The sequence below is a fragment of the Bradyrhizobium sp. U531 genome, from assembly GCF_051710265.1.
GTDB lineage: Bacteria > Pseudomonadota > Alphaproteobacteria > Rhizobiales > Xanthobacteraceae > Bradyrhizobium.
The window spans coordinates 77,191-97,875 of record NZ_JASVEN010000013.1; the positions used below are offsets into that span (position 1 = coordinate 77,191).

Below are 20,685 nucleotides of genomic sequence, written 5' to 3' on the forward strand. Positions count from 1 at the left end.
CGAGGACGTGAAGCGCCGGCCGCGCCGCGCCGCCTCGATGGCGTTTAGACTCTCCTAACCATACGCCACGGCAAAACCCCCGAATCGTCCGCCCTTGCCGTATCTCGGCCAAGTTGCGGTCAAAATCCGGCGCCCTAGTCGGCCTGACCGAATTCGTCGTGCGGGGGACACTCGCGCTGCGCTCAACGCGAACCAGGGGAACAACGATGAACGCCATGCGTCCGGAAAAGATCGAAGGCACCGAGACCGAGACGGTCGACACCAACCTCGCCGCCGTGACGGAAGTCGAGGCCGGCATCCGCGACTTCGTTCGCAACGACATCGCCTATCTGCGCCGTCCGGCGTCGACCACGACCACCACCGACGCGCCGCCGCTCGACCCGAGCGCGGAAGCCACCGTCAACAACGTCAACTCGCTGATCCAGCGCGTCGCCGGCACCTCGCTCGCCGAGATCGAGAACCTGATCTCCGAACTCGAAAGCCTGCGCGACCTGCTGCATGCCGAAGGCCAGCGCGTCCAGCGCGAGATCTCCGGCTACGCCCAGCTCAGCCAGGCCGCGATGAAGTCGACGCGCATGATCGCGGACAACGTCTCGCAGTGGAAGCGCGCCGCCGACGGCCTGCGCAACAGCTGATCGCAGCGACCAAGCATCACCGAACCGCCGCGTTCCCGAAGGGGAGCGCGGCGGTTTCGATTCGTGGCGATGTGATAGGGGCGGACTGTCACTGCAAGGAAGGTGTCATCACCCGCGAAGGCGGGTGATCCAATACTCCGAGACAGTGAGGCAGGAGCCGAGACGCCACGGCGTACTGGATACCCCGGTCAAGCCGGGGCATGACAGCGGGGCGTGGCAGCGAAGAGCGGGGCAGCGCGGCGGTGGACGCACGTTCACACCGTGACCGCACGCTTTGAACCCACCGCCCGTCCCTGGCGACCAATGCCAGGCGCCCGTGCAGCTACGGCCGGGCCTTGGGGATATTCAGATGGAAAGCATTCGGCCCGACACCACGGACCCGATACCGTTGCGGCCCGCGCCGAACCAGTTCGGCACGATCATGCTGCGCTTTGTCGGGCTGCTGGCGGTCGCGATCGCCATCCTGGCGTTCGTCTATAGCCGCTGAAGTGCGGCCGGATACCGGCCGCGAAAGATGAACGAGATCTTACCGGCTCGCGTCGACGGCCGAGGCTTCCAGGGTGTAGGCGCCATCGGCATAGCCCTTCACCACCATGCCGGCGACGAGCATCACGGCCAGCGTCGCGGTAGCGAAGATAAATCCAACAAACTTGAGTGCGCCGCGATCTGCCATGGTCCTCGTCCCCTGTCTCTGCCAATTCGTTTCAAATAGACAGCGACAGGTTCATAATTAGTTAGCAACTGACTTGGTTCCGCAAAACCTGCACGCGGTAACCATGTTGCGCAGGCTTATGGCAGCCGACGCGAATCGCGTCCATAGCGCCCTGGCAACACTTGCCAACTCATTGGCTGGTGCGGCGTTCCCTTTCATGACGATCTTGCAACGGCCTTGATGCGCGTTGCTGCGCCCTCGCTGCTTGCGGGCAGCGACGCTGCCACCTTCTCCCGCGAGGGAAGAAGGACGAAAGCAATTCGATCAATTCCAAGTCACGCGCCCTTTCGGCGGGGCACGAAGGCCGAGGCGGTGATGGAATAGACCTCCTCGCCGCGCTGGTTGGTGCCGGTGGTGCGGGCGGTCAGGATGCCCCAGCCGGGACGCGAGGCGGAGATGCGTTTGTCCGCCACGACATTGACGTAAGCGACGGTGTCGCCTGACAGCACCGGCCTGATCCAGCGCAGATCGCGAAAGCCCGGCGACGGCCCCCACACCGCAACCTCCTCGCCGCGCGCCGCGGCTTCCCGCGCCAGGCGCTGGCCGTCAGCGACAAGCAGGCTCATGCAGGCCGAGCCGACATGCCAGCCCGAGGCCGCGAGCCCACCGAACAGCGAGTTCTTCCCCTCGGCCTCGTCGAGGTGAAAGCGCTGCGGGTCGAACTTGGCGGCGAAATGCTTGATGGCCTCCGCCGTGAAATTGTAGCTGCCGATCTCGCGGCGCTGGCCGATCTCGATGTCGTCGAAGAACCGCATCAGACCGCTCCCTCGCGCCGCTTGATCAGGATCGGCGACGTCATCTCGGCGAGCGCTTCACCGCTGGCATTGCGCACGGTGCATTTGAACTTGACGATGCCGAGCTCGGGCCGGCTCTTGGAGGTGCGGGCCTCCAGCACGTCCACATCGAGCGTGAGATCGTCACCGGGCCGCAACGGCGACAGCCAGCGCACTTCGTCCACGCCGGGAGACCCCAGCGACGCGGCGCGGGTGATGAAACCGTCGGCCATCATCCGCATCATCAGCGAGCAGAGATGCCAGCCGGAGCCGGACAGGCCGCGCAGCATGCTCTTGGCCGCGGCCTCCTCGTCCAGATGCATGGGTTGCGGATCGAACTCGGCGGCAAAGGCCAGAATCTCGTCGCGGGTGACATGGCGCGGGCCGAACGTGCCGAACCGGCCGGGCGGGAAATCTTCGAAGGTCAGGGTCATCTCGGGAAAGCTTTGCGGGAATGACAGATTGTGGCCGCACTTTGCGGCAATCTCAACCCGCCGGCCCGCATGGCTCGTGCTACATATCACGCGGCGGCTTTGGTTCTGAGTCGGATCAGCCCCGGGCCAGGATCCTGTGCCAGGGGCCCGGCCTGAAGGCCCGACACGAAGTCCCACTTGCCTTGGAATTGCCTTGGGGAGAGCAATGTTTTCATTCAGCGACCTGTTTCAATGGGACCGCTTCATCACGCCGACGATCATCAAGACCTTCTACTGGCTGGTGATCGCGCTGATCTGCCTGTTCGGCCTCTCCGGCATCTTCTCAGGGCTCGCCGCGATGGCGATCAGTCCGTTCGGCGGCTTCCTGGTGTTGCTGTCGTCGATCGCGAGCGTCGTCGTCGGAATCGTGTTCTCGCGCATCCTCGCCGAGCTGATCCTGATCATCTTCCGCATCAACGAGCATCTCGGCGCGATCCGCGACCAGGGCGGCGGGATGCGGTGAGACCAGCGCAGGTGCCGTAGGTGGGTTAGCCGCAGGCGTAACCCACCAGCTTCGTTCAGCAACCGCGGAAACATGGTGGGTTACGCCTTCGGACTGCGTTTCGCGCAGCCGGCCGCTAACCCACCCTACGACACCGTCATTCCCGGCTTAATTATTGAACCGGAAATGCATGACGTCGCCGTCGGCGACGACGTACTCCTTGCCTTCGAGGCGGAGCTTGCCGGCATCGCGAGCGCCGGCTTCGCCGCCGAGCGCGACGTAATCGTCATAGGCAATGGTCTCGGCGCGGATGAAACCCTTCTCGAAATCGGTGTGGATCACGCCCGCCGCGCCCGGTGCCTTGGTGCCGCGATAGATGGTCCAGGCCCGCGCTTCCTTCGGTCCCACCGTGAAATAGGTGATGAGATCGAGCAGCGTATAACCGGCGCGGATCAGACGATCGAGGCCGGCTTCTTCCAGGCCCAGCGTCTCCAGGAAGTCGGCGCGCTCTTCACGCGAGATGGTGGCGATCTCGGACTCGATCTTGGCGGAGATGACGACAGCGACCGCGCCTTCCTTGGCGGCCTGGTCCTGCACCGCCTGCGAGAACGAATTGCCCGTCGCGGCCGAGCCTTCCTCGACGTTGCAGACGTAGAGCACGGGCTTGGACGACAACAGGCCAAGCATGCCGAAGGCACGCTCTTCTTCCGCCTTGCGCTCGACGAGGCGCGCGGGCTTGCCTTCGCGCAGCAGCACCAGGGTGCGGTTGACGAGATCGAGCTGCTCCTTGGCGTCCTTGTCGTTGCCCTTGGCCTTCTTGGTGAGGTTGTCGACGCGTTTCTCGAGGCTGTCGAGGTCGGCGAGCATCAGCTCGGTCTCGATGGTCTCGATGTCGGCGAGCGGGGCGATCTTGCCTTCGACATGGGTGATGTCGGAATCCTCGAAGCAGCGCACCACATGCGCAATTGCGTCGACCTCGCGGATGTTGGCGAGGAACTGGTTGCCGAGGCCTTCACCCTTGGAGGCGCCGCGGACGAGGCCCGCGATGTCGACGAAGGTCAGGCGGGTCGGAATGATCTGGCCGGACTTGGCGATCGCAGCGAGCTTGTCGAGCCTGGGATCGGGCACGGCGACCTCGCCGACATTCGGCTCGATGGTGCAGAACGGATAGTTCGCGGCCTGCGCCGCGGCCGTCTCGGTCAGCGCGTTGAACAAGGTCGACTTGCCGACATTGGGCAATCCGACGATCCCGCATTTGAATCCCATGATGGTCCTGGCCTCCGCGCCGCGCGCGTAAATGTCTTACGAACTCGTCATGCGCGGGCTTGACCCGCGCAACCATCGTCTTCGAAGGATGGATCGCCGGATCAAGTCCGGCGATGACCGGTGTTATTCCTTGCCGTTCTCGTCCTTGGTCAAAAATCCCTTCGCCTGCATCGCGAGATGCACCCTGTTGGCGAAGGTCGCGTCCGTGCCCTTGGCGATCAGTGCGGCATGCTCGGCGACTGCGTCGCAGAGCGTCGTCACCCAGTCGTTGTCGGCCTTGGCGAAGTCCGACAGCACATGGCCGTGCACCAGTTCCTTGACGCCGGGATGACCGATGCCGAGGCGCACGCGGCGATAGTCGTTGCCGATATGCGCCGAGATCGACCGCAGGCCGTTATGGCCGGCGATGCCGCCGCCGATCTTCACCCGCACCTTGCCCGGCGGCAGTTCGAGCTCGTCATGGAACACAGTGACGTCGCCGGGCGCGATCTTGAAGAAGCTTGCCGCTTCCTGCACGGCGCGGCCGGAATCGTTCATGTAGGTCGTGGGCTTGAGCAGGATCACGCGCTCAGGTCCGAGCGTGCCTTCCGAGGTCTCGCCCTGAAAGCGGCGGCGCCACGGCGCAAAGCTGTGGCGGCGCACGATCTCGTCGACGGCCATGAAGCCGATATTGTGCCGGTTACGTGCGTATTTCGCGCCGGGATTGCCGAGCCCAACAAAGAGTCGCATGACGCGGCGCGCCCCACAGCTGGCGCGCGATCAAGGACCGCGCGCCGGCTTCTTTGAGAGATTACTTCTTCTTGTCGCCGCCGGCGGGAGCCTTGGCAGCGGCCGCCGGAGCAGCACCCGCGGCCGGAGCAGCACCAGCCGCCGGAGCAGCCGCAGCAGCGCCAGGAGCTGCAGCCGCAGCAGCAGCCTTCTGCTCTTCGGCGTAGCCGGACGGCGGCACGATGGTGACGAGGGTCGCGTCCTCGCGGGTCAGCGCCTTCACGCCGGCCGGCAGCTTGACGTCCGACAGATGCAAGGAGTGACCGATTTCGAGCGAGCCGACATCGGCCTCGATGTACTGCGGGATGCTCTCGGCGCCGCATTCGATCTCGATCGCATGAGCGACGATGTTGACGGCGCCGCCGCGCTTCACGCCGGGCGAGCCTTCCGCCTTCACGACATGCAGGGGAACGCTGATGCGGATGGTGGCGCCTTCGCCGAGCCGCATGAAGTCGACATGGATCGGGAAATCCTTGACCGGATCGAGGTGATAGTCGCGCGGAATCACGCGGTGCTTCTTGCCGTCGAGGTCGATGTCGACCAGCGTGGTCAGGAACCGGCCGGCTAGGATGCGCTGGCGCAATTCACGATCGTCAACCGAGATCGGGAGCGGGGGTTGCTTGTTGCCGTAGATCACTCCGGGCACTTTCCCGGCGCGACGCTCAGCCCGGGCGGCCCCCTTGCCGCTCTTCGGACGTGCGGTCGCCTTCAATTCCTTGACGGTCGTCGCCATGTCGTTAAGTCCTTGTTTTTGCAAAAGTTAATGGGCCGCAGCGCGGCCCATGGCATAGCTCGCAGCAAGCCTCCAGGGGTGCGGGGGCCACGAACTGGCGGGCTTTTACCCGGAAGACGCGGAAATGACAAGGAAATGCAGGGATTTTTTGCGAGCGGCCGTATCCTTCCCCTACGCCGTCGTTCCGGGGCGATGCGGAGCATCGAACCATGGTGCGCAATTGCGCACCTGGGAACCTTGAGATTCCGGGTTCGGTCCTGCGGACCGCCCCGGAATGACGCCGGGAAGCGTCATCCCCCGAGCTTGGCCTCCAGCGCCGCGATGCGCGCCTTCAGCGCCTCGTTCTCCTCGCGCGCCAGGCGGGCCATGTCCTTGACCGCCTCGAACTCCTCGCGCTTGACCAGGTCCATGTCGCGCAGGAATTTCTCGGCCTGGGTCCGCAGCACCGTGTCGAACTCGCGCTTGACGCCCTGGGCGGCGCCGGCGGCATCGTTCATCAGGCGGCCGATCTCGTCGAAAAACCGGTTGTTGGTCTGGGTCATCTCGGCCTCCTGGCAGCTCAGATAAACTTCACGCGAACGCTTCGAAAGACAATGGCAATCCGAGCGAGACCGTTCAAGTGCCGATCGGCGGTATCCTTGTCATGAACCGGTTTCCTTGCAATCGTATTCGACGTCCCTGCATAAGAAGAATCACAAGGCGCAAGTAAAGGATCGAACGGATGATCGACCAGCAGATCGCGATCCCCACCAAGGACGGCCACACCGCAACCTTCATCAGCCATCCCGAACGCGGCGGGCCGTTTCCCGTCATCCTGTTCTACATGGATGCGCCGGCGATCCGCGAGGAGCTGCGCGACATGGCGCGCCGGCTCGCGACGTCGGGCTATCACGTGATGTTGCCGAACCTCTATTACCGCTCCGGCGTGATGGAGCTCGGCGCTTTGCCGGCGGACCCGAACGCGCCGGAGCGCAAGCGGATGTTCGCGCTGATGGGATCGCTCACGATTCCCATGATCATGGACGATACGAGGGCGCTGCTCTCCTACGCCGAGGGCCAGGCGGCCGCGAACACTGAAATCGTCGGCACCGTCGGTTACTGCATGAGCGGGCGCTACGCCATCAACGCCGCGACGCACTTCCCGAACCGCGTCAAGGCGGCCGCCTCGATCTACGGCGTCCAGCTCGCGACCGATCAGGACGACAGCCCGCATCTGGCCGCAAGCAAGACCAGAGCCGAGCTCTATTTCGGATGCGCCGAGACCGACGTCTACGCGCCGCCGGAGATCATCGAGAAAGTCAAAGAGGGCATGAAAGGCGCAAAGGCCGAGGTCGAGATCTATCCCGGCACGCATCACGGCTTCGCCTTCCCCAAGCGCCCGGTCTATGACCGCGACGCTGCCGAGCGGCATTGGGAGCGCCTGTTGGCGCTCTATCGCCGCAATCTCGTCCAGATATAGAAGGCGCGATGCCCTTTCTGCTCATCGACTTTCCCTCGTTCAGCCCGATCGCATTCGAGATCGGACCGCTCGCGATCCGCTGGTACGCGCTCGGCTATATCTGCGGGATCACGTTCGGCTGGCTCTATGCCCGCGCCCTGATCAAGAGCGACAGGCTGTGGGGCGGTTCGTCGCCGATCAGCCTGGTGCAGATCGACGACTTCATCCTGTGGGTGACGCTCGGCATCATCATCGGCGGCCGCACGGGTTACGTGCTGTTCTACAATCTGCCCTTCTTCATCGAGCATCCCGCCGCCATCTTCAAATTGTGGGAAGGCGGCATGTCGTTCCACGGCGGCTTCCTCGGCTGCGTCGTCGCGGTGATGGGGTTCGCCCGGATGAACGGCATCTCGATCCTGTCGCTCGGCGACATCACCTGCGGCGTTGCGCCGATCGGGATTTTCCTGGTGCGGCTGACCAACTTCATCAACGGCGAATTGTGGGGCCGCGCGGCCGATCCCAGCCTGCCCTGGGCCATGATCTTTCCGACCGGCGGTAACGTGCCGCGCCACCCAAGCCAGCTTTACGAAGCCGGCATGGAGGGCCTCCTGCTGTTCGTCGTGCTCGCGGTCATGATCCGCCGCGGCGCCTTGAAGCGTCCCGGCATGATCCTCGGCAGCTTCATCCTGATCTACGGCCTGACCCGGATCATCGGCGAGCATTTCCGTGAACCGGACGTCCAGCTCGGTTACCTCTGGGGCGGGTTAACCATGGGCATGCTGTTGTCGATCCCGATGCTTATTGTCGGCCTCATACTTATTGTATTGGCAGTGTGGCGCGGTGCGCCGAAGCCAATCGAGGCCAACAGTTAATTCATTTCGAGAAAGTACGCCGTGACCGACCAGCCGCTACTCGACGAGATCAAGGCGCTGATCAAAGCCTCGGGCCCCATGCCGGTCTGGCGGTACATGGAACTGTGCCTGATGCATCCGCGCCATGGCTATTACGTCTCGCGCGACCCGCTCGGCCGTGAGGGCGACTTCACCACCTCGCCCGAGGTCAGCCAGATGTTCGGCGAGCTCTTGGGGTTGTGGACCGCTTCGGTGTGGAAGCAGATGGGCTCGCCGCAATTTTTGCGGCTGATCGAGCTCGGCCCCGGCCGCGGCACCATGATGGCGGATGCGCTGCGCGCGCTCCGCGTGCTGCCGCCGCTCTACCAGGCGCTCCACATCCACATGGTCGAGGTCAATCCCGTGCTGCGCGAGCGGCAGGGTGCGACGCTGTCCGCGGTGCGCAACATCTCCTGGCACGACAGCATCGACGACGTGCCTGATGGCCCGAGCATCATCCTCGCCAATGAATATTTCGACGTGCTGCCGATCCACCAGATGGTCCGCCACGAGAACGGCTGGCACGAGCGCGTGATCGAGATCGACGCCAATGGAAAGCTGCAATTCGGCGCGGCGGCGGAGCCGACGCCGCGCTTCGACGTGCTGCTGCCGCCCCTGGTGCGCGCCGCGCCCGTCGGCGCCGTGTTCGAATGGCGGCCCGACGGTGAGATCATGAAGCTCGCCACGCGCGTGCGCGACCAGGACGGCGCGGCCCTGATCATCGACTACGGCCATTTGCGCAGCGACGCCGGCGACACCTTCCAGGCGATCGCGCGCCACACCTTCGCCGATCCCCTGAAGGCGCCGGGCCAGGCCGACGTCACCGCCCATGTCGACTTCCAGGCGCTGGCGCGCGCAGCCGAAGATGTCGGCGCGCGCGTGCACGGGCCGGTGACGCAAGGCGACTTCCTCAAGCGCATCGGCATCGATACCAGGGCCGCCGCCCTGATGCAGAAGGCCACGCCGGAAGTGGGCACCGACATTTCGATCGCCCTCAAGCGCCTGACTGATTCCGGGCGCAGCGGCATGGGCTCGATGTTCAAGGTGCTCGGCATCTCCGAGCCGCGGCTGACGGGCATCGCCGGCCTCAGCGATCTCGAACCGGCCGGAGGCAATTGATGACCCTCACCTCGTCGCTGCTGTCGGCAGTGCCCGGCCTGCGCCATGCCTTCTTCACCCGCGAAGGCGGCGTCTCCAGCGGCATCTATTCGGCGCTGAACGGCGGGCTCGGCTCCAGCGATGACCAGGGCCTCGTCGCGGAGAACCGCCGCCGCATGGCCGAGCATGTCGGCGTCTCCGCGGACCGCTTCCTCAGCCTGCACCAGATCCACTCGCCGGACGTGCTCGTTGCCGAGACGCCGTGGCCGAGCGGACCGCGGCCGAAGGGCGATGCGCTGGTGACGAAGACACCCGGCATCGCGCTCGGCGTCTCCACCGCCGATTGCGGTCCGGTGCTGTTCGTCGATCCCAACGCGCGCGTCATCGGCGGCGCGCATGCCGGCTGGAAGGGCGCGCTGACAGGCGTGCTGGAGGCAACGATCACCGCGATGGAGAAGCTCGGCGCCACGCGCGGCGGCATCATTGCCGCTATCGGTCCCTTGATCCGCCAGGACAGCTACGAGGTCGGCAACGAGTTCGTCGCGCGCTTCATGGAAGCGGATGCGGACAACGCGATGTTCTTCATTCCCTCCACGCGCGAAGGCCACGCGATGTTCGATCTCGCCGGCTTCATCCGCAGGCAACTCGAGGCGGCCGGCATCCTGATGATCGACGATCTCGGTCTGGACACCTACGCCGACGAGCGCTTCTTCAGCTATCGCCGCTCGGTGCATCGCAAGGAGCCGGACTACGGCCGCCACGTTCACGCCATCGCGCTCGAAGCGTGAACACACAGGCAACCCCGTGTCATTCCGGGGCGATCCCCCGATGCGATGACAGTGGCCTGTGTCGTCCCTGCCCTAGACCTTAATCGATTTTAACGATATCGCTGCCCTCCATAATGAGGGACGCGTCATTCATCCTGGGCCGTGCGGGTTCGCGCGTGCTGGCGGTCATGCTGCTGGCGGCCTCAGCCACGCTTGGCGGCTGCGCCGGCGGTGGCGGCGCTGCCAATTCCTACGCAATGGCGCCGAGCACCGGCTCGGGAGCGACGGTTGCCTTCGAATCGATCGACGGCCCGCCACCCCAGGTGTTCGACCGCATGGTCGGCGTGCTCGACAGCGAATCCAAGTTGCGCAGCCTGTCCGTGGTGTCCCGCGAGGGGTCGGCTGCCTATCGCGTGCGCAGCTACCTCTCCGCCCAGGTGATGCGTGGCAAGACGGTGATCGCCTGGGTCTGGGACGTCTACGACGCCAACCAGCAGCGTGCCCTGCGCCTGTCCGGCGAGGAACCGACCTCGGCCAAGGGCGGTCGCGATCCCTGGAACGCCGCCGACGACCTCGTGCTGCGGAAGATCGCCCAGGCCGGATTCAGCGGACTTTCCAACATGATCAACGGGGCGCCGGATGCGCCAGGCGCCGCTCCAGGCCTGCGGGGACCCGCGGTGGCGAGCGTGATCAAGGACGCCCCGGCGGCGGACATGCCGGCCTCGGCGCTCGGCTACGCCGAGCGATAACCCCCGCTAAACCACGGCCTCAAGTTGCGGCCAAGCCGTTGGCCAGACTCAGGATTTTCGAAGGGAAAACGTAGCCTCCCGGGTTGCCATTGCAGCCCCCGGCCTGATATTTCCTCGCCCGTCGTAACCGTGCTTCCAGTGGGATCAGAGATGTTGAACGTCGTATCCAGCAAAGCGCGGGAGGAAGCATCAATGTCGGGCAAGAACGGCTCCATCAAGCTCGTCGCCGGCAACTCCAATCCGGCTCTCGCCCAGGCCATCGCGCAAGGGCTCGACCTGCCGCTGACCAAGGCGGTGGTCCGGCGCTTCGCCGACATGGAGATCTTCGTCGAGATCCAGGAGAACGTCCGCGGCTCGGATGCCTTCATCATCCAGTCGACCTCGTTCCCGGCGAACGACCATCTGATGGAATTGCTGATCATCACTGACGCGCTGCGCCGCTCCTCGGCGCGCCGCATCACCGCGGTGCTGCCCTATTTCGGCTACGCCCGGCAGGACCGCAAGTCAGGCTCGCGCACGCCGATCTCGGCCAAGCTCGTGGCGAACCTGATCACCCAGGCCGGCGTCGATCGCGTCATGACGCTCGACCTGCATGCCGGACAGATCCAGGGCTTCTTCGACATCCCGACCGACAACCTCTACGCCGCGCCGCTGATGGTGCGCGACATCAAGGACAAGTTCGACCTCTCCAAGACGATGGTGATCTCGCCCGACGTCGGTGGCGTGGCCCGCGCGCGCGGCCTTGCCAAGCGCATCAACACCCCGCTCGCCATCGTCGACAAGCGCCGCGAGCGCGCCGGCGAGTCCGAGGTCATGAACGTGATCGGCGACGTCGCCGGCTATACCTGCATCCTGATCGACGACATCGTGGACTCCGGCGGCACGCTGGTGAACGCGGCCGACGCGCTGATCGCCAAGGGCGCCAAGGAAGTCTACGCCTACATCACCCACGGCGTGCTCTCCGGCGGCGCCGCTGCCCGCATCACCAACTCCAGGCTGAAGGAGCTCGTGATCACCGACTCGATCCTCCCGACGGAAGCAGTGACCAAGGCGCCGAACATCCGCACCCTGCCGATCGCCAGCCTGATCTCGGACGCGATCGCGCGCACGGCGGCGGAAGAGTCGGTGTCGAGCCTGTTCGACTAGTTTTCCGATCTGGAAGGTCTCGTAGGGTGGGCAAAGGCGCACGGCGCCGTGCCCACCTTTTCTTTTGGGATTGCCGATAGTGGGCGCGCTTCCGCCGTAAGGCCTTGCGCCCTGACGCACCGCAACACGTCCCGGCCCCCACGGGTTGTTGCCGGCAGCGGCACATGACATCATCCAGATATCGAGTCACCTCCTGGATGCCTGATGCCGCGCCGGAAATTCGCTTGGGAAAATCTGTCGGACGAGGAACTGCTCCAGCAGCGCCTGAGTAGCCTGAAGGTTACGGTCGAAGGCACCTGGCTTGAAGACTGCGTTGCGACGCTCCACGAGGAGCTCGAAGAGCGGGGCATCCGGCTGCGGCCGCACACCTGGATCTCGAGCGAGTGGTTCAGTCCGGGCGACGTTCCCGGCATCGCGCTCCCCTTCTATCTCGCCCATCCCCGCCTGATGAAGCTCGAGAAGAAGATGATGTTCGACGTCGAGGGCGGGACCTGGCGCGAGTGCATGGCCATCCTCCGTCACGAAGCCGGCCATGCGTTGCAGCACGGCTACCAGCTGCAGCGCCGCCGGCGCTGGCAGCAGCTGTTCGGTCCGTCGTCGAAGCATTATCCGCGCTACTACCGGCCCAACCCCGCGAGCCGGCGTTATGTCCAGCATCTCCGGCTCTGGTACGCGCAGAGCCACCCGGACGAAGACTTCGCCGAGACGTTTGCGGTGTGGCTGCGACCGCGCTCCAACTGGCGGACGCGATATGCCGGCTGGCCGGCGCTGAAGAAGCTCGAATATGTCGACGAGCTGATGGGCGAGATCGCGGGAAAACGACCGCTGGTCACGACGCGGGAGCGCGTCGATCCACTGAACAAACTCAGCCAGACGCTCGAAGACCATTACAAGAAGAAGCAGGCCTTCTACGCCTTCACGCCGCCCAAGACTTACGACCGCGACCTTTCTCGGCTGTTCTCAGCCGATCCACGACATCACCGCTCCAAACCCGCTTCCAGCCTGATCAGGCGGCACCGGGCCCAGATCAGGCAACTGGTCGCGCGGTGGACGGGCGAGAACCAGCTCACGCTGGATGCCGTGCTCGACGACATGATCTCCCGCTGCCGCGAGCTCGATCTGCGCGCGGTCGGCCCCGAACAAAAGCTCGTTCTCGATTTCACCGTCCTCGTGACCGCCAAGACGATGCACGCGCTGTTCGGCCCGTCTCGGCGCAAATGGATCGCGCTATGAGACGACTCCGTATTCTCGTGCTGATGCATCCGGACTTCCTGCCGCCGGACTCGACCGACGGATACACGCCGCAGGAAATCAACAACTGGAAAACGGAATACGACGTCGTCAGCACCTTGCGCGCGGCCAAACACGAGGTTCGTGTCCTCGGCGCTCAGGAGGAAATCAGGCCGGTCCGCGAAGCGATCGAGGAGTTCAAGCCGCACGTGGTCTTCACGCTGCTGGAGGAGTTCCACAACAACGTCGCCTACGACCAGCACATCGCCAGCTATCTCGAGCTGATGAAGATTCCCTACACCGGATGCAACCCGCGCGGCCTGATCCTGGCGCGCGGCAAGGATCTGTCCAAGACGCTGGTGCACCACCGCCGCATCGCGGTGCCGGCTTTCGCCGTTTTCCCGATGCGACGCAAGGTCAAGCGACCGAAGCATCTTGCGCTGCCGCTGATCGTCAAGGCCCTCAACATGGATGGCTCTGCCGGCATCTCTCAGGCCTCCATCGTCGATACCGACGAAAAGCTCGCGGAGCGCGTCGCTTTCATCCACGACCGGAGCGAAACCGCGGCTATCGCCGAGCAGTTCATCGAGGGTCGCGAGCTTTATGTCGGCGTGCTCGGCAACAACCGGCTGCGCGTGCTGCCGGTGTGGGAGCTGAAATTCGGCAGCATGGGCGGGCGCAGCTCACGCCACATCGCAACCGAGAAAGCCAAGCACGACACCGACTATCAGGAGAAGGTCGGCATCGTCGACGGGCCGGCGAAAGACCTCGCGCCTGAAGTCACCGCACGCATCCAGCGTGCGGCGAAACGCATCTACCGGGCGCTCGGGCTCGACGGCTACGCGCGCATCGATTTTCGCCTCGCCGCCGACGGCACGCCGTATTTCATCGAGGCCAACCCCAACCCGGAAATCGCCAAGAGCCAGGAGTTCGCCACGGCCGCGCAGCATGACGGGCTCAAGTACAAGGAGCTGCTCCATCGCATCCTGACGCTGGGGATCAGCCGGGCGAAGGCGGGGGTTTCGTTGGGGTGAGATGGAGCGGCTTGCGCTGCTGCCGTAGGGTGGATTAGCGAAGCGTGATCCACCTCTTCTATTTCCGCGGCGGCAGACGTGGTGGATTACGCCTTCGGCTAATCCACCCTACGACACCTAGCCCGCCTCGGCCTTCGCGCTCACCACATCCGCAAACGACTTGAAGAACTCGCCGGCGAGCTTCGTCGCGGTCGAGTTGATCAGGCGTGCTCCCAACTGCGCGAGCTTGCCGCCGATCTGGGCATCGACCTCGTAGTGCAGCACCGTGACATCCGCGCTCTCGGATTCCAGCCGCACGACCGCGCCGCCCTTTGCAAAACCCGCAACGCCGCCGGAGCCCTCGCCGGAGATGCGATAGGAGTTGGGCGGATCGAAATCGGACAGCGTCACCTTGCCGCTGAAGGTCGCTTTGACAGGACCGACCTTGAAGACGACAGTGGCGGTCATCTCGTTCGGTGCGGTCACGTCGAGCGACTGGCAGCCGGGGATACACTGCTTCAGCACAGCGGGATCGTTCAGCGCCGCCCAAACCTGTTCACGCGAGGCCGGGATACGCTGGCTGTCGTTCATCTGCATGGTCGTTACTCTCTGCTTGCTGTCTGATGGGCAGCGCGCTGTCCGCGCCGCCGTTCCCTAGTGATCTCGGCGAGGATCGACATCGCGATCTCCTCCGGCGTGATGGCGCCGAGGTCGAGCCCGGCCGGAGCCTTGAAATCGTCGATCCCTGCAGCATTCGCGCCGTCCGCGAGCAGCTTGGCGCGCAGCGAGGCCATCTTGCGGCGGCTGCCGACGAAGGCGTGATAGTCGGCCCTGGTCGCGATCGCCGCGCGCAAGGCGGCCTCGTCGCCCTTGCCTTGCGTCGAGACCACGACGAAGCGCTTGGCCTCGTTGAGCTCGCCGAGCTGATAGCCGTCGATGATCGTATCGGCGTCCGGCTGCGCCAGCAGCTCGGCCGCAGGCGCGGCGAGCGTGACGTGATAGCCGAGCACGCGCGCCTGCGCGGCCAGCGACAGCGCCACCGGGCTCGCGCCGAGAACAACGAGCGAGGGATGCGGCAGCACCGGCTCGACGAAGATGTCCATGGTGCCCTTGCTCGGGCACATGTTGCTGGCGAAGCGGATGCCGTCGCGGCTCTCGCCGGCGCTGACGCCGAGCTCGGCCAGCAGGTTCTCAGGCTGCACCGAGACCATGCGCGGCTCGCCGTCCGCGAGCGCCTCGCGTGCCGCCTTGAGCACCGCGCCCCTGGCGCAGCCGCCGCCGATCCAGCCCGCGACGATCGTGCCGTCGGCCGCAATGATCGCCTTGGCGCCAGCCTTCGCCGCGGTCACCGATACCGTCCGCACCACCGTCGCGAGCACGAAGGCGCGCTCGGCGGCCTTCATCTGCGCCACGAGATCCAGCACCTCGACATGAGCGGTCATCGCAACATCCCTCAGAGCTTCGCCAGATAGGGTTCGAGCGCGCGCAGGCTTTGCAGCGAATTGGCGGGCGCATAGAGATCGACATGCGGCAGCGCCGCCTTGATGCCCCGCGCTTCGGGCGTGTAGCCCTGCCACGCCATCATCGGATTGAGCCAGACGATACGGCGGCAGCGCCCGTGCAGCGCCGCCATTTCCCTTCCGAGTAAGACAGCGTCGCCGGTCTCGTAGCCGTCGGAGACAATCATCACGCAGCTGCGCGAATGGATCACGCGCGCGGCGTGCCAGCGGTTGAAGGTTTGCAGGCTCTCGCCGATCCTGGTGCCGCCGCCCGCGCCCTGCGCCATGATCGAGAGCCGGTCGAGCGCGCGGCCGGCATCCCTCTCCTTCATCGCGTCGGAGACGTAGGCGAGGCGCGTGTGGAACAGGAACGCCTCGGCCTCGCGGAACTGGTCAAGCACGCCGTGGATGAAACGCAGAAACACCGCGGTGTACATGCTCATCGAGCCCGAAGCGTCGAGCAGCACGACCAGTCGCAGCGGCTTGTCCTTGCGCCGCCGCTTGACGAGACTGATCGGCACGCCGCCATGGCTGATGTTGCGGTGGATGGTACGGCGGAGATCGAGCCGATAGCCCTGCCTTCGCGCAAGGTCCCGCCGGGTCAGGCGCGTGCGCATTGCCTTCGCGAGCTGCGCCGCAGCTTCATGGGCCTGAGCGACCTGATCCGGATCGCTCAACTTTCGGAAATCGACCTCGGCGAGATTATCGACGCGCGAGGCGCCCTCCATGCGGCCTTCGCCGGAGTGACCTTCGGGCGCGTCGTCCGGAGGGGGAAGCTGGTCAGTCACCGACTGTTTGCCGCCCCGTTCTGCCCCGGCATCCTGCAGGCTCTTCAGCGAGGGATTGTTGGCGCCGGGCGTCGATCCCATCGTGCGGGAGCGCGAGCGCACGCGCTTGCCCAGCCAGAACGCATCGAACAGACCGTCGAACTTGTCCCAATCGGACTTGCGGGCTGAGAACAGATGCTTGAACGCGGTGCGCAGCAGACCCGGCTTGGCCGCGTAACCCGCCGACATCAGCGTTGCTGCGTCCTGTCCCTCGGCCAGCCCGACGCGAAAACCGGCATCGCGCAGCGTGCGGAGGAACCCGGCAAGCCGTGAGGACACAAGGCGCGAAACCTCGTTGAGGTCATCATATCCAGGGCTGGAGCCGCAGCAGCTCATCCGACCTTCCCCAGCAGGCGCTGTGTCACCTCAGGGGTGACACGGGCGCGGTCCTCGTGGGTCTTGAGCAGGCAGACCAGTGTCTCGTGCACGGTCTCGGGCGCGTCCTGGAGATTGCGGACATCGAGACCGACCAGCGCCGCCGCCCAGTCGAGCGTCTCCGCGACGCCCGGCACCTTGCGCAGTTCCTCCTTGCGAACGCCTTCAACCATCCGCGCGATCTGCAGCGACAGCGACGGGCTGGCGCCGGCGACGCGCGCCAGGATGATGCGGGTCTCGCGATCGACATCGGGATAGTCGACATAGTGGTAGAGGCACCGCCGGCGGAGCGCGTCAGAGAGCTCGCGCGTGCCGTTCGAGGTCAGCACTACATGCGGGATGGTGACCGCAGGAATGGTGCCGAGCTCGGGGATCGAGACCTGATAGTCGGACAAAAGCTCCAGCAGGAACGCCTCAAACTCGTCATCGGCGCGGTCGATCTCGTCGATCAGCAGCACCGGCGCCTTCGGCCGGCGGATCGCGGCGAGCAGCGGACGCTCTAGAAGATATTTTTCCGAGAACACCTGGTCCTCGATGCTGTCGCTGCCGCGATGCGCCTGGATCGCCAGCAATTGCCGCTGGTAGTTCCACTCGTAGAGCGCGGCGGACTGGTCGAGCCCCTCATAGCATTGCAGCCGGATCAGCTCGGTCGCGTGCACTTTGGACAGCGCCTTCGCGACCTCGGTCTTGCCGACGCCCGCCTCGCCTTCGAGCAGCAGCGGACGCCGCAACAATTGCATCAGCGAAATCGCGGTCGCGAGGTCCGCATCGGTGATGTAGCCCGATGCGGCCAAGGCTTGCGCGATCTCGTCTCGGTTTTTCATGCTTCCACTCTCTCCTCGTCATTGCGAGGAGCGAAGCGACGAAGCAATCCAGACTGCATCCGCGGTGGGATTCTGGATTGCTTCGCTTCGCTCGCAATGACGGCCAGTCTAAGCCAGCGCGCCCAGATCTTTCGCCGCCTTCCAGTTGCGCCAGAAATCGTGGGGCATCTGGATGTGCGTCGCGCCCAGGAACGAGAACGCGTCGTTGACGGCGTTGGAGAAGGCCGGCACGCCGCCGACATTCGGGCTCTCGCCGACGCCCTTGGCGCCGATCGGGTGATGCGGCGACGGGGTGACGGTGAAGTCGGTCTCCCAATGCGGCGTCTCCACCGCGGTCGGCATGAAGAAGTCCATGAACGAGCCGGTGACGACGTTGCCGACGTCGTCGTAGCGGATCTCCTGACCCATCGCGATCGCGAAGGCTTCGGTGAGCCCACCATGGACCTGGCCCTCGATGATCATCGGGTTGATGCGGGTGCCGCAATCGTCGAGCGCGTAAAAACGCCGGACCTTGTACACGCCGGTATCGACGTCGATGTCCATCACGCAGAGATAGGCGCCGAACGGATAAGTCATGTTCGGCGGATCGTAATAGCTCACCGCCTCCAGCCCCGGCTCCATGCCAGGCGGCACGGAATTGTAGGCCGCCCAGCAGATATCCTTCATCGACATGAACTTTTCCGGCAGGCCCTTGACCCGGAAGCCGTCGATGTCGAATTCGAGATCGTCCTCGTGGACCTCGAGCTTGTAGGCCGCGATCATCTGCGCTTTCGCCTTGATCTTGCGCGCAGCCATGGCGATGGCGGCGCCCGCCACCGGCGTCGAGCGCGAACCGTAGGTGCCGAGCCCGTAAGGCGCGGTGTCGGTGTTGCCCTCTTCCACCATGATGTTGTCGGCGGGAATGCCGATCTCGGTCGCGATGATCTGGGCCCAGGTGGTCTCGTGGCCCTGGCCCTGGCTCTTGGTGCCCATGCGCGCGATGCCCGCGCCGGTCGGATGCATGCGGATCTCGCAGGAGTCGAACATCGCGATACCCAAAATGTCGCAATTCTTCGACGGCCCGGCGCCGACGATCTCGGTGAAGAAAGAGATGCCGAGGCCCATGATCTCGCGGGTCTCGCCGCGCGCGAACGCGGCACGCTTCTCCTGCTGCTCCTTGCGCAGCCCGGCATAGTTCACGGTCTGCATCATCTTGCGCATGGCGGTGTGGTAGTCGCCGGAATCGTATTCCCAGCCCAGCGCCGAGTGATACGGGAATTGCTCCGGCTTGATGAAGTTCTTCAGCCGCAGCTCCGCCGGATCCATGTTGAGCTTCTGCGCCAGAATATCCATGGCGCGCTCGATGCAGTAGGCCGCCTCGGTGACGCGGAACGAGCAACGATAGGCGACGCCGCCCGGCGCCTTGTTGGTGTAGACGCCGTCCACCGCCAGATGCGCGGTTGGGAAGTCATAGGATCCCGTGACGATGTTGAAGAAGCCCGCCGGCCATTTCGACGGGTCGGCGCAGGCGTCGAACGCGCCGTGATCGGCGAGCACGTGCACACGGAGCCCCGTGACCTTGCCGTCCTTGGTCGCGGCGACCTCGGTGGTCATGTGATAATCGCGCGCGAACGAGGTCGCGGTCAGGTTCTCGATGCGGTCCTCGACCCATTTCACCGGCTTGCCGGTGACGATGGAGGCGACGGCCGCGCAGATATAGCCGGGATAGGCGCCGACCTTGTTGCCGAAGCCGCCGCCGATGTCGGGCGCGATCACGTGGATCTTCTGCTCCGGAATCTTTGCGATCAGCGCCACCACGGTGCGGATCACGTGCGGGGCCTGGAACGTGCCGTAGATCGTCAGCTCGCCCTTGATCTTGTCGAACGAGCATACGCACTGGCAGGTCTCCAGCGGCGACGGATGGGTGCGGTGATAGGAGATCATCTCCTTGATCTTGACTTCGGCCTTGTTGAAGGCCGCGTCGGTCAGCTCCTTGTCGCCGACGGTCCACTCGAAGATGTGGTTGTCGTGCTTGCGCGGGCCATGCGCGCCGGACATCTTGCCGACGAGGTCCTCGCGCAGCACCGGAGCATCCTTGTCCATCGCCTTGAAGGGGTCGACCAGCGGCGGCAAGGGCTCGTATTCGACGATCACCTTGTTGATGCCATCATCGGCCGCATAGCGATCTGTCGCGACGACGAAGGCTACCTCCTGGTTCTGGAATAGCACCTTGCCGTCGGCCAGCACCATCTGCACGTCACCGGCGAGCGTCGGCATCCAGGCAAGGTTGACGGTCTTCAGCGTCTCGGCGGTGATCACCGCCAGCACGCCGGGGACCTTCAGCGCTTCGCTGTCGTCGATCTTCTTGACGCGCGCATGCGGATGCGGCGAGCGGACGAAGTCGCCATGCAGCATGCCCGGCAGCTTGACGTCGTCGACATAGTTGCCCCTGCCTTGCGTGAAGCGGATGTCCTCGACGCGCTTGCGCTTGCAGCCCATGCCTTCGAGGGCGGCGGTGCGTTGTTCCCGCGTGGGAGTGAGGTCATTCATTCTGCGGCCTCCTGGAATTCCACGCCGTTGATCTTGGCGGCGGCATATTGAATCGCTTTGACGATGTTCTGGTAGCCGGTGCAGCGGCAGATGTTGCCGGAGATGCCCATCCGAATCTCCGGTTCGCTCGGCGAGGGATTCTCCTTCAGCAGCCGATGCGCGCGCACGATCATGCCGGGGGTGCAGAACCCGCATTGCAGGCCGTGCATCATGCGGAAGCCCTCCTGCAGCGCCGACAGCGTGCCGTCGGCATTGGCCATGCCTTCGACGGTCGTGATGTCGCTACCTTCAGCCTGGACTGCGAACATCGTGCACGACTTCACCGACATGCCGTCGATATCGACGGTGCAGGCGCCGCAATGCGTGGTCTCGCAGCCGATATGAGTGCCGGTCATCTGCAGGTTTTCGCGGATGAAATGCACCAGCAGCGTGCGCGGCTCGACGAGGCCTTCGACCTCGGTGCCGTTCACCTTCATGGTAACGTGTGTTTTGGCCATT

At 64.9% G+C, this 20,685-nt stretch carries 24 protein-coding genes; 11 read left to right on the plus strand and 13 right to left on the minus strand.

Features of this window, described 5'->3' with window-relative positions:
* The first annotated feature begins 206 nt into the window (after nt 1–206).
* Together QRQ56_RS35835 and QRQ56_RS35840 are read left to right on the plus strand one after the other, a co-directional pair.
* Complete coding sequence (locus QRQ56_RS35835; protein ID WP_438746281.1) at nt 207–635, plus strand: hypothetical protein; 429 nt, start codon at nt 207–209, stop codon at nt 633–635.
* A 349-nt stretch (nt 636–984) separates the two neighbouring features.
* Nucleotides 985–1,122: a hypothetical protein gene (locus QRQ56_RS35840; RefSeq protein WP_007614812.1), complete on the plus strand. Its 138-nt coding sequence runs from the start codon at nt 985–987 to the stop codon at nt 1,120–1,122.
* Between the two features lie 39 nt (nt 1,123–1,161).
* On the opposite strand, the gene QRQ56_RS35845 is transcribed toward QRQ56_RS35840, so the two are convergent.
* The 3 genes from QRQ56_RS35845 to QRQ56_RS35855 all read right to left on the minus strand — a co-directional run bounded on the left by QRQ56_RS35845 (nt 1,162) and on the right by QRQ56_RS35855 (nt 2,554).
* Nucleotides 1,162–1,308, minus strand: coding sequence for a hypothetical protein (locus QRQ56_RS35845; RefSeq protein ID WP_018318322.1), 147 nt, complete (start codon nt 1,306–1,308; stop codon nt 1,162–1,164).
* Between the two features lie 314 nt (nt 1,309–1,622).
* On the minus strand, nt 1,623–2,102 hold the full coding sequence (locus QRQ56_RS35850) for a MaoC family dehydratase (protein WP_438746284.1): 480 nt from the start codon (nt 2,100–2,102) through the stop codon (nt 1,623–1,625).
* Nucleotides 2,102–2,554: a MaoC family dehydratase gene (locus QRQ56_RS35855; RefSeq protein WP_438746286.1), complete on the minus strand. Its 453-nt coding sequence runs from the start codon at nt 2,552–2,554 to the stop codon at nt 2,102–2,104. Before QRQ56_RS35855 ends, QRQ56_RS35850 begins: the two co-directional genes overlap by 1 nt.
* Before the next feature lie 205 nt (nt 2,555–2,759).
* Here QRQ56_RS35855 and QRQ56_RS35860 point away from each other — a divergent pair, with 205 nt between their 5' ends.
* Nucleotides 2,760–3,056, plus strand: a complete 297-nt coding sequence (locus QRQ56_RS35860) for a DUF4282 domain-containing protein (RefSeq protein ID WP_438746287.1) — start codon at nt 2,760–2,762, stop codon at nt 3,054–3,056.
* Nucleotides 3,057–3,203: 147 nt separating this feature from the next.
* Here the strand turns inward: QRQ56_RS35860 and ychF are convergent, their stop codons facing one another.
* From ychF to QRQ56_RS35880, 4 genes are all read right to left on the minus strand, one after another.
* Complete coding sequence (gene ychF, locus QRQ56_RS35865) at nt 3,204–4,301, minus strand: redox-regulated ATPase YchF (protein ID WP_438746289.1); 1,098 nt, start codon at nt 4,299–4,301, stop codon at nt 3,204–3,206.
* Between the two features lie 123 nt (nt 4,302–4,424).
* On the minus strand, nt 4,425–5,030 hold the full coding sequence (gene pth, locus QRQ56_RS35870) for an aminoacyl-tRNA hydrolase (protein WP_438746291.1): 606 nt from the start codon (nt 5,028–5,030) through the stop codon (nt 4,425–4,427).
* A gap of 61 nt (nt 5,031–5,091) precedes the next feature.
* Nucleotides 5,092–5,802 carry a 50S ribosomal protein L25/general stress protein Ctc gene (locus tag QRQ56_RS35875; protein WP_094895027.1) on the minus strand — a complete coding sequence of 237 codons (711 nt, stop codon included), beginning with the start codon at nt 5,800–5,802 and terminating at the stop codon, nt 5,092–5,094.
* Between the two features lie 290 nt (nt 5,803–6,092).
* Nucleotides 6,093–6,344, minus strand: a complete 252-nt coding sequence (locus QRQ56_RS35880; protein ID WP_008144838.1) for an accessory factor UbiK family protein — start codon at nt 6,342–6,344, stop codon at nt 6,093–6,095.
* Nucleotides 6,345–6,523: 179 nt separating this feature from the next.
* Between QRQ56_RS35880 and QRQ56_RS35885 the strand changes: the two genes are divergently transcribed.
* From QRQ56_RS35885 to QRQ56_RS35920, 8 genes are all read left to right on the plus strand, one after another.
* Nucleotides 6,524–7,261 carry a dienelactone hydrolase family protein gene (locus QRQ56_RS35885; RefSeq protein WP_438746292.1) on the plus strand — a complete coding sequence of 246 codons (738 nt, stop codon included), beginning with the start codon at nt 6,524–6,526 and terminating at the stop codon, nt 7,259–7,261.
* Between the two features lie 8 nt (nt 7,262–7,269).
* Complete coding sequence (gene lgt, locus QRQ56_RS35890; protein WP_438746294.1) at nt 7,270–8,112, plus strand: prolipoprotein diacylglyceryl transferase; 843 nt, start codon at nt 7,270–7,272, stop codon at nt 8,110–8,112.
* A gap of 21 nt (nt 8,113–8,133) precedes the next feature.
* Entirely contained in the window at nt 8,134–9,249 is a 1,116-nt protein-coding gene (locus QRQ56_RS35895; RefSeq protein WP_438746295.1) for a class I SAM-dependent methyltransferase, read from the plus strand.
* A complete protein-coding gene (pgeF, locus tag QRQ56_RS35900) occupies nt 9,249–10,016 on the plus strand; it encodes a peptidoglycan editing factor PgeF (protein ID WP_438746296.1) in 768 nt (255 codons plus the stop codon). The genes QRQ56_RS35895 and pgeF overlap by 1 nt, the downstream gene beginning before the upstream one ends.
* Nucleotides 10,017–10,129: 113 nt before the next feature.
* Entirely contained in the window at nt 10,130–10,744 is a 615-nt protein-coding gene (locus tag QRQ56_RS35905) for a hypothetical protein (RefSeq protein WP_438746298.1), read from the plus strand.
* A gap of 192 nt (nt 10,745–10,936) precedes the next feature.
* Complete coding sequence (locus QRQ56_RS35910; RefSeq protein ID WP_438746299.1) at nt 10,937–11,890, plus strand: ribose-phosphate pyrophosphokinase; 954 nt, start codon at nt 10,937–10,939, stop codon at nt 11,888–11,890.
* 204 nt (nt 11,891–12,094) lie between these two features.
* Nucleotides 12,095–13,123 carry a putative zinc-binding metallopeptidase gene (locus QRQ56_RS35915; RefSeq protein WP_438746300.1) on the plus strand — a complete coding sequence of 343 codons (1,029 nt, stop codon included), beginning with the start codon at nt 12,095–12,097 and terminating at the stop codon, nt 13,121–13,123.
* On the plus strand, nt 13,120–14,154 hold the full coding sequence (locus QRQ56_RS35920) for a D-alanine--D-alanine ligase family protein (RefSeq protein ID WP_438746302.1): 1,035 nt from the start codon (nt 13,120–13,122) through the stop codon (nt 14,152–14,154). Before QRQ56_RS35915 ends, QRQ56_RS35920 begins: the two co-directional genes overlap by 4 nt.
* A gap of 117 nt (nt 14,155–14,271) precedes the next feature.
* Here QRQ56_RS35920 and QRQ56_RS35925 read toward each other — a convergent pair whose 3' ends face one another.
* From QRQ56_RS35925 to QRQ56_RS35950, 6 genes are all read right to left on the minus strand, one after another.
* Nucleotides 14,272–14,730 (minus strand): SRPBCC family protein, encoded by a 459-nt coding sequence (locus QRQ56_RS35925; RefSeq protein ID WP_247315879.1) that lies wholly within the window; start codon nt 14,728–14,730, stop codon nt 14,272–14,274.
* Between the two features lie 5 nt (nt 14,731–14,735).
* Nucleotides 14,736–15,575 carry an XdhC family protein gene (locus tag QRQ56_RS35930; protein ID WP_438746303.1) on the minus strand — a complete coding sequence of 280 codons (840 nt, stop codon included), beginning with the start codon at nt 15,573–15,575 and terminating at the stop codon, nt 14,736–14,738.
* Nucleotides 15,576–15,586: 11 nt separating this feature from the next.
* Nucleotides 15,587–16,795 (minus strand): vWA domain-containing protein, encoded by a 1,209-nt coding sequence (locus QRQ56_RS35935; RefSeq protein ID WP_438746305.1) that lies wholly within the window; start codon nt 16,793–16,795, stop codon nt 15,587–15,589.
* On the minus strand, nt 16,792–17,658 hold the full coding sequence (locus QRQ56_RS35940) for an AAA family ATPase (protein ID WP_438746307.1): 867 nt from the start codon (nt 17,656–17,658) through the stop codon (nt 16,792–16,794). The genes QRQ56_RS35935 and QRQ56_RS35940 overlap by 4 nt, the downstream gene beginning before the upstream one ends.
* A 108-nt stretch (nt 17,659–17,766) precedes the next feature.
* Nucleotides 17,767–20,187 (minus strand): aerobic carbon-monoxide dehydrogenase large subunit, encoded by a 2,421-nt coding sequence (locus QRQ56_RS35945; RefSeq protein WP_438746309.1) that lies wholly within the window; start codon nt 20,185–20,187, stop codon nt 17,767–17,769.
* Nucleotides 20,184–20,684 carry a (2Fe-2S)-binding protein gene (locus tag QRQ56_RS35950; protein ID WP_438746311.1) on the minus strand — a complete coding sequence of 167 codons (501 nt, stop codon included), beginning with the start codon at nt 20,682–20,684 and terminating at the stop codon, nt 20,184–20,186. The genes QRQ56_RS35945 and QRQ56_RS35950 overlap by 4 nt, the downstream gene beginning before the upstream one ends.
* Nucleotide 20,685 lies beyond the last annotated feature (1 nt).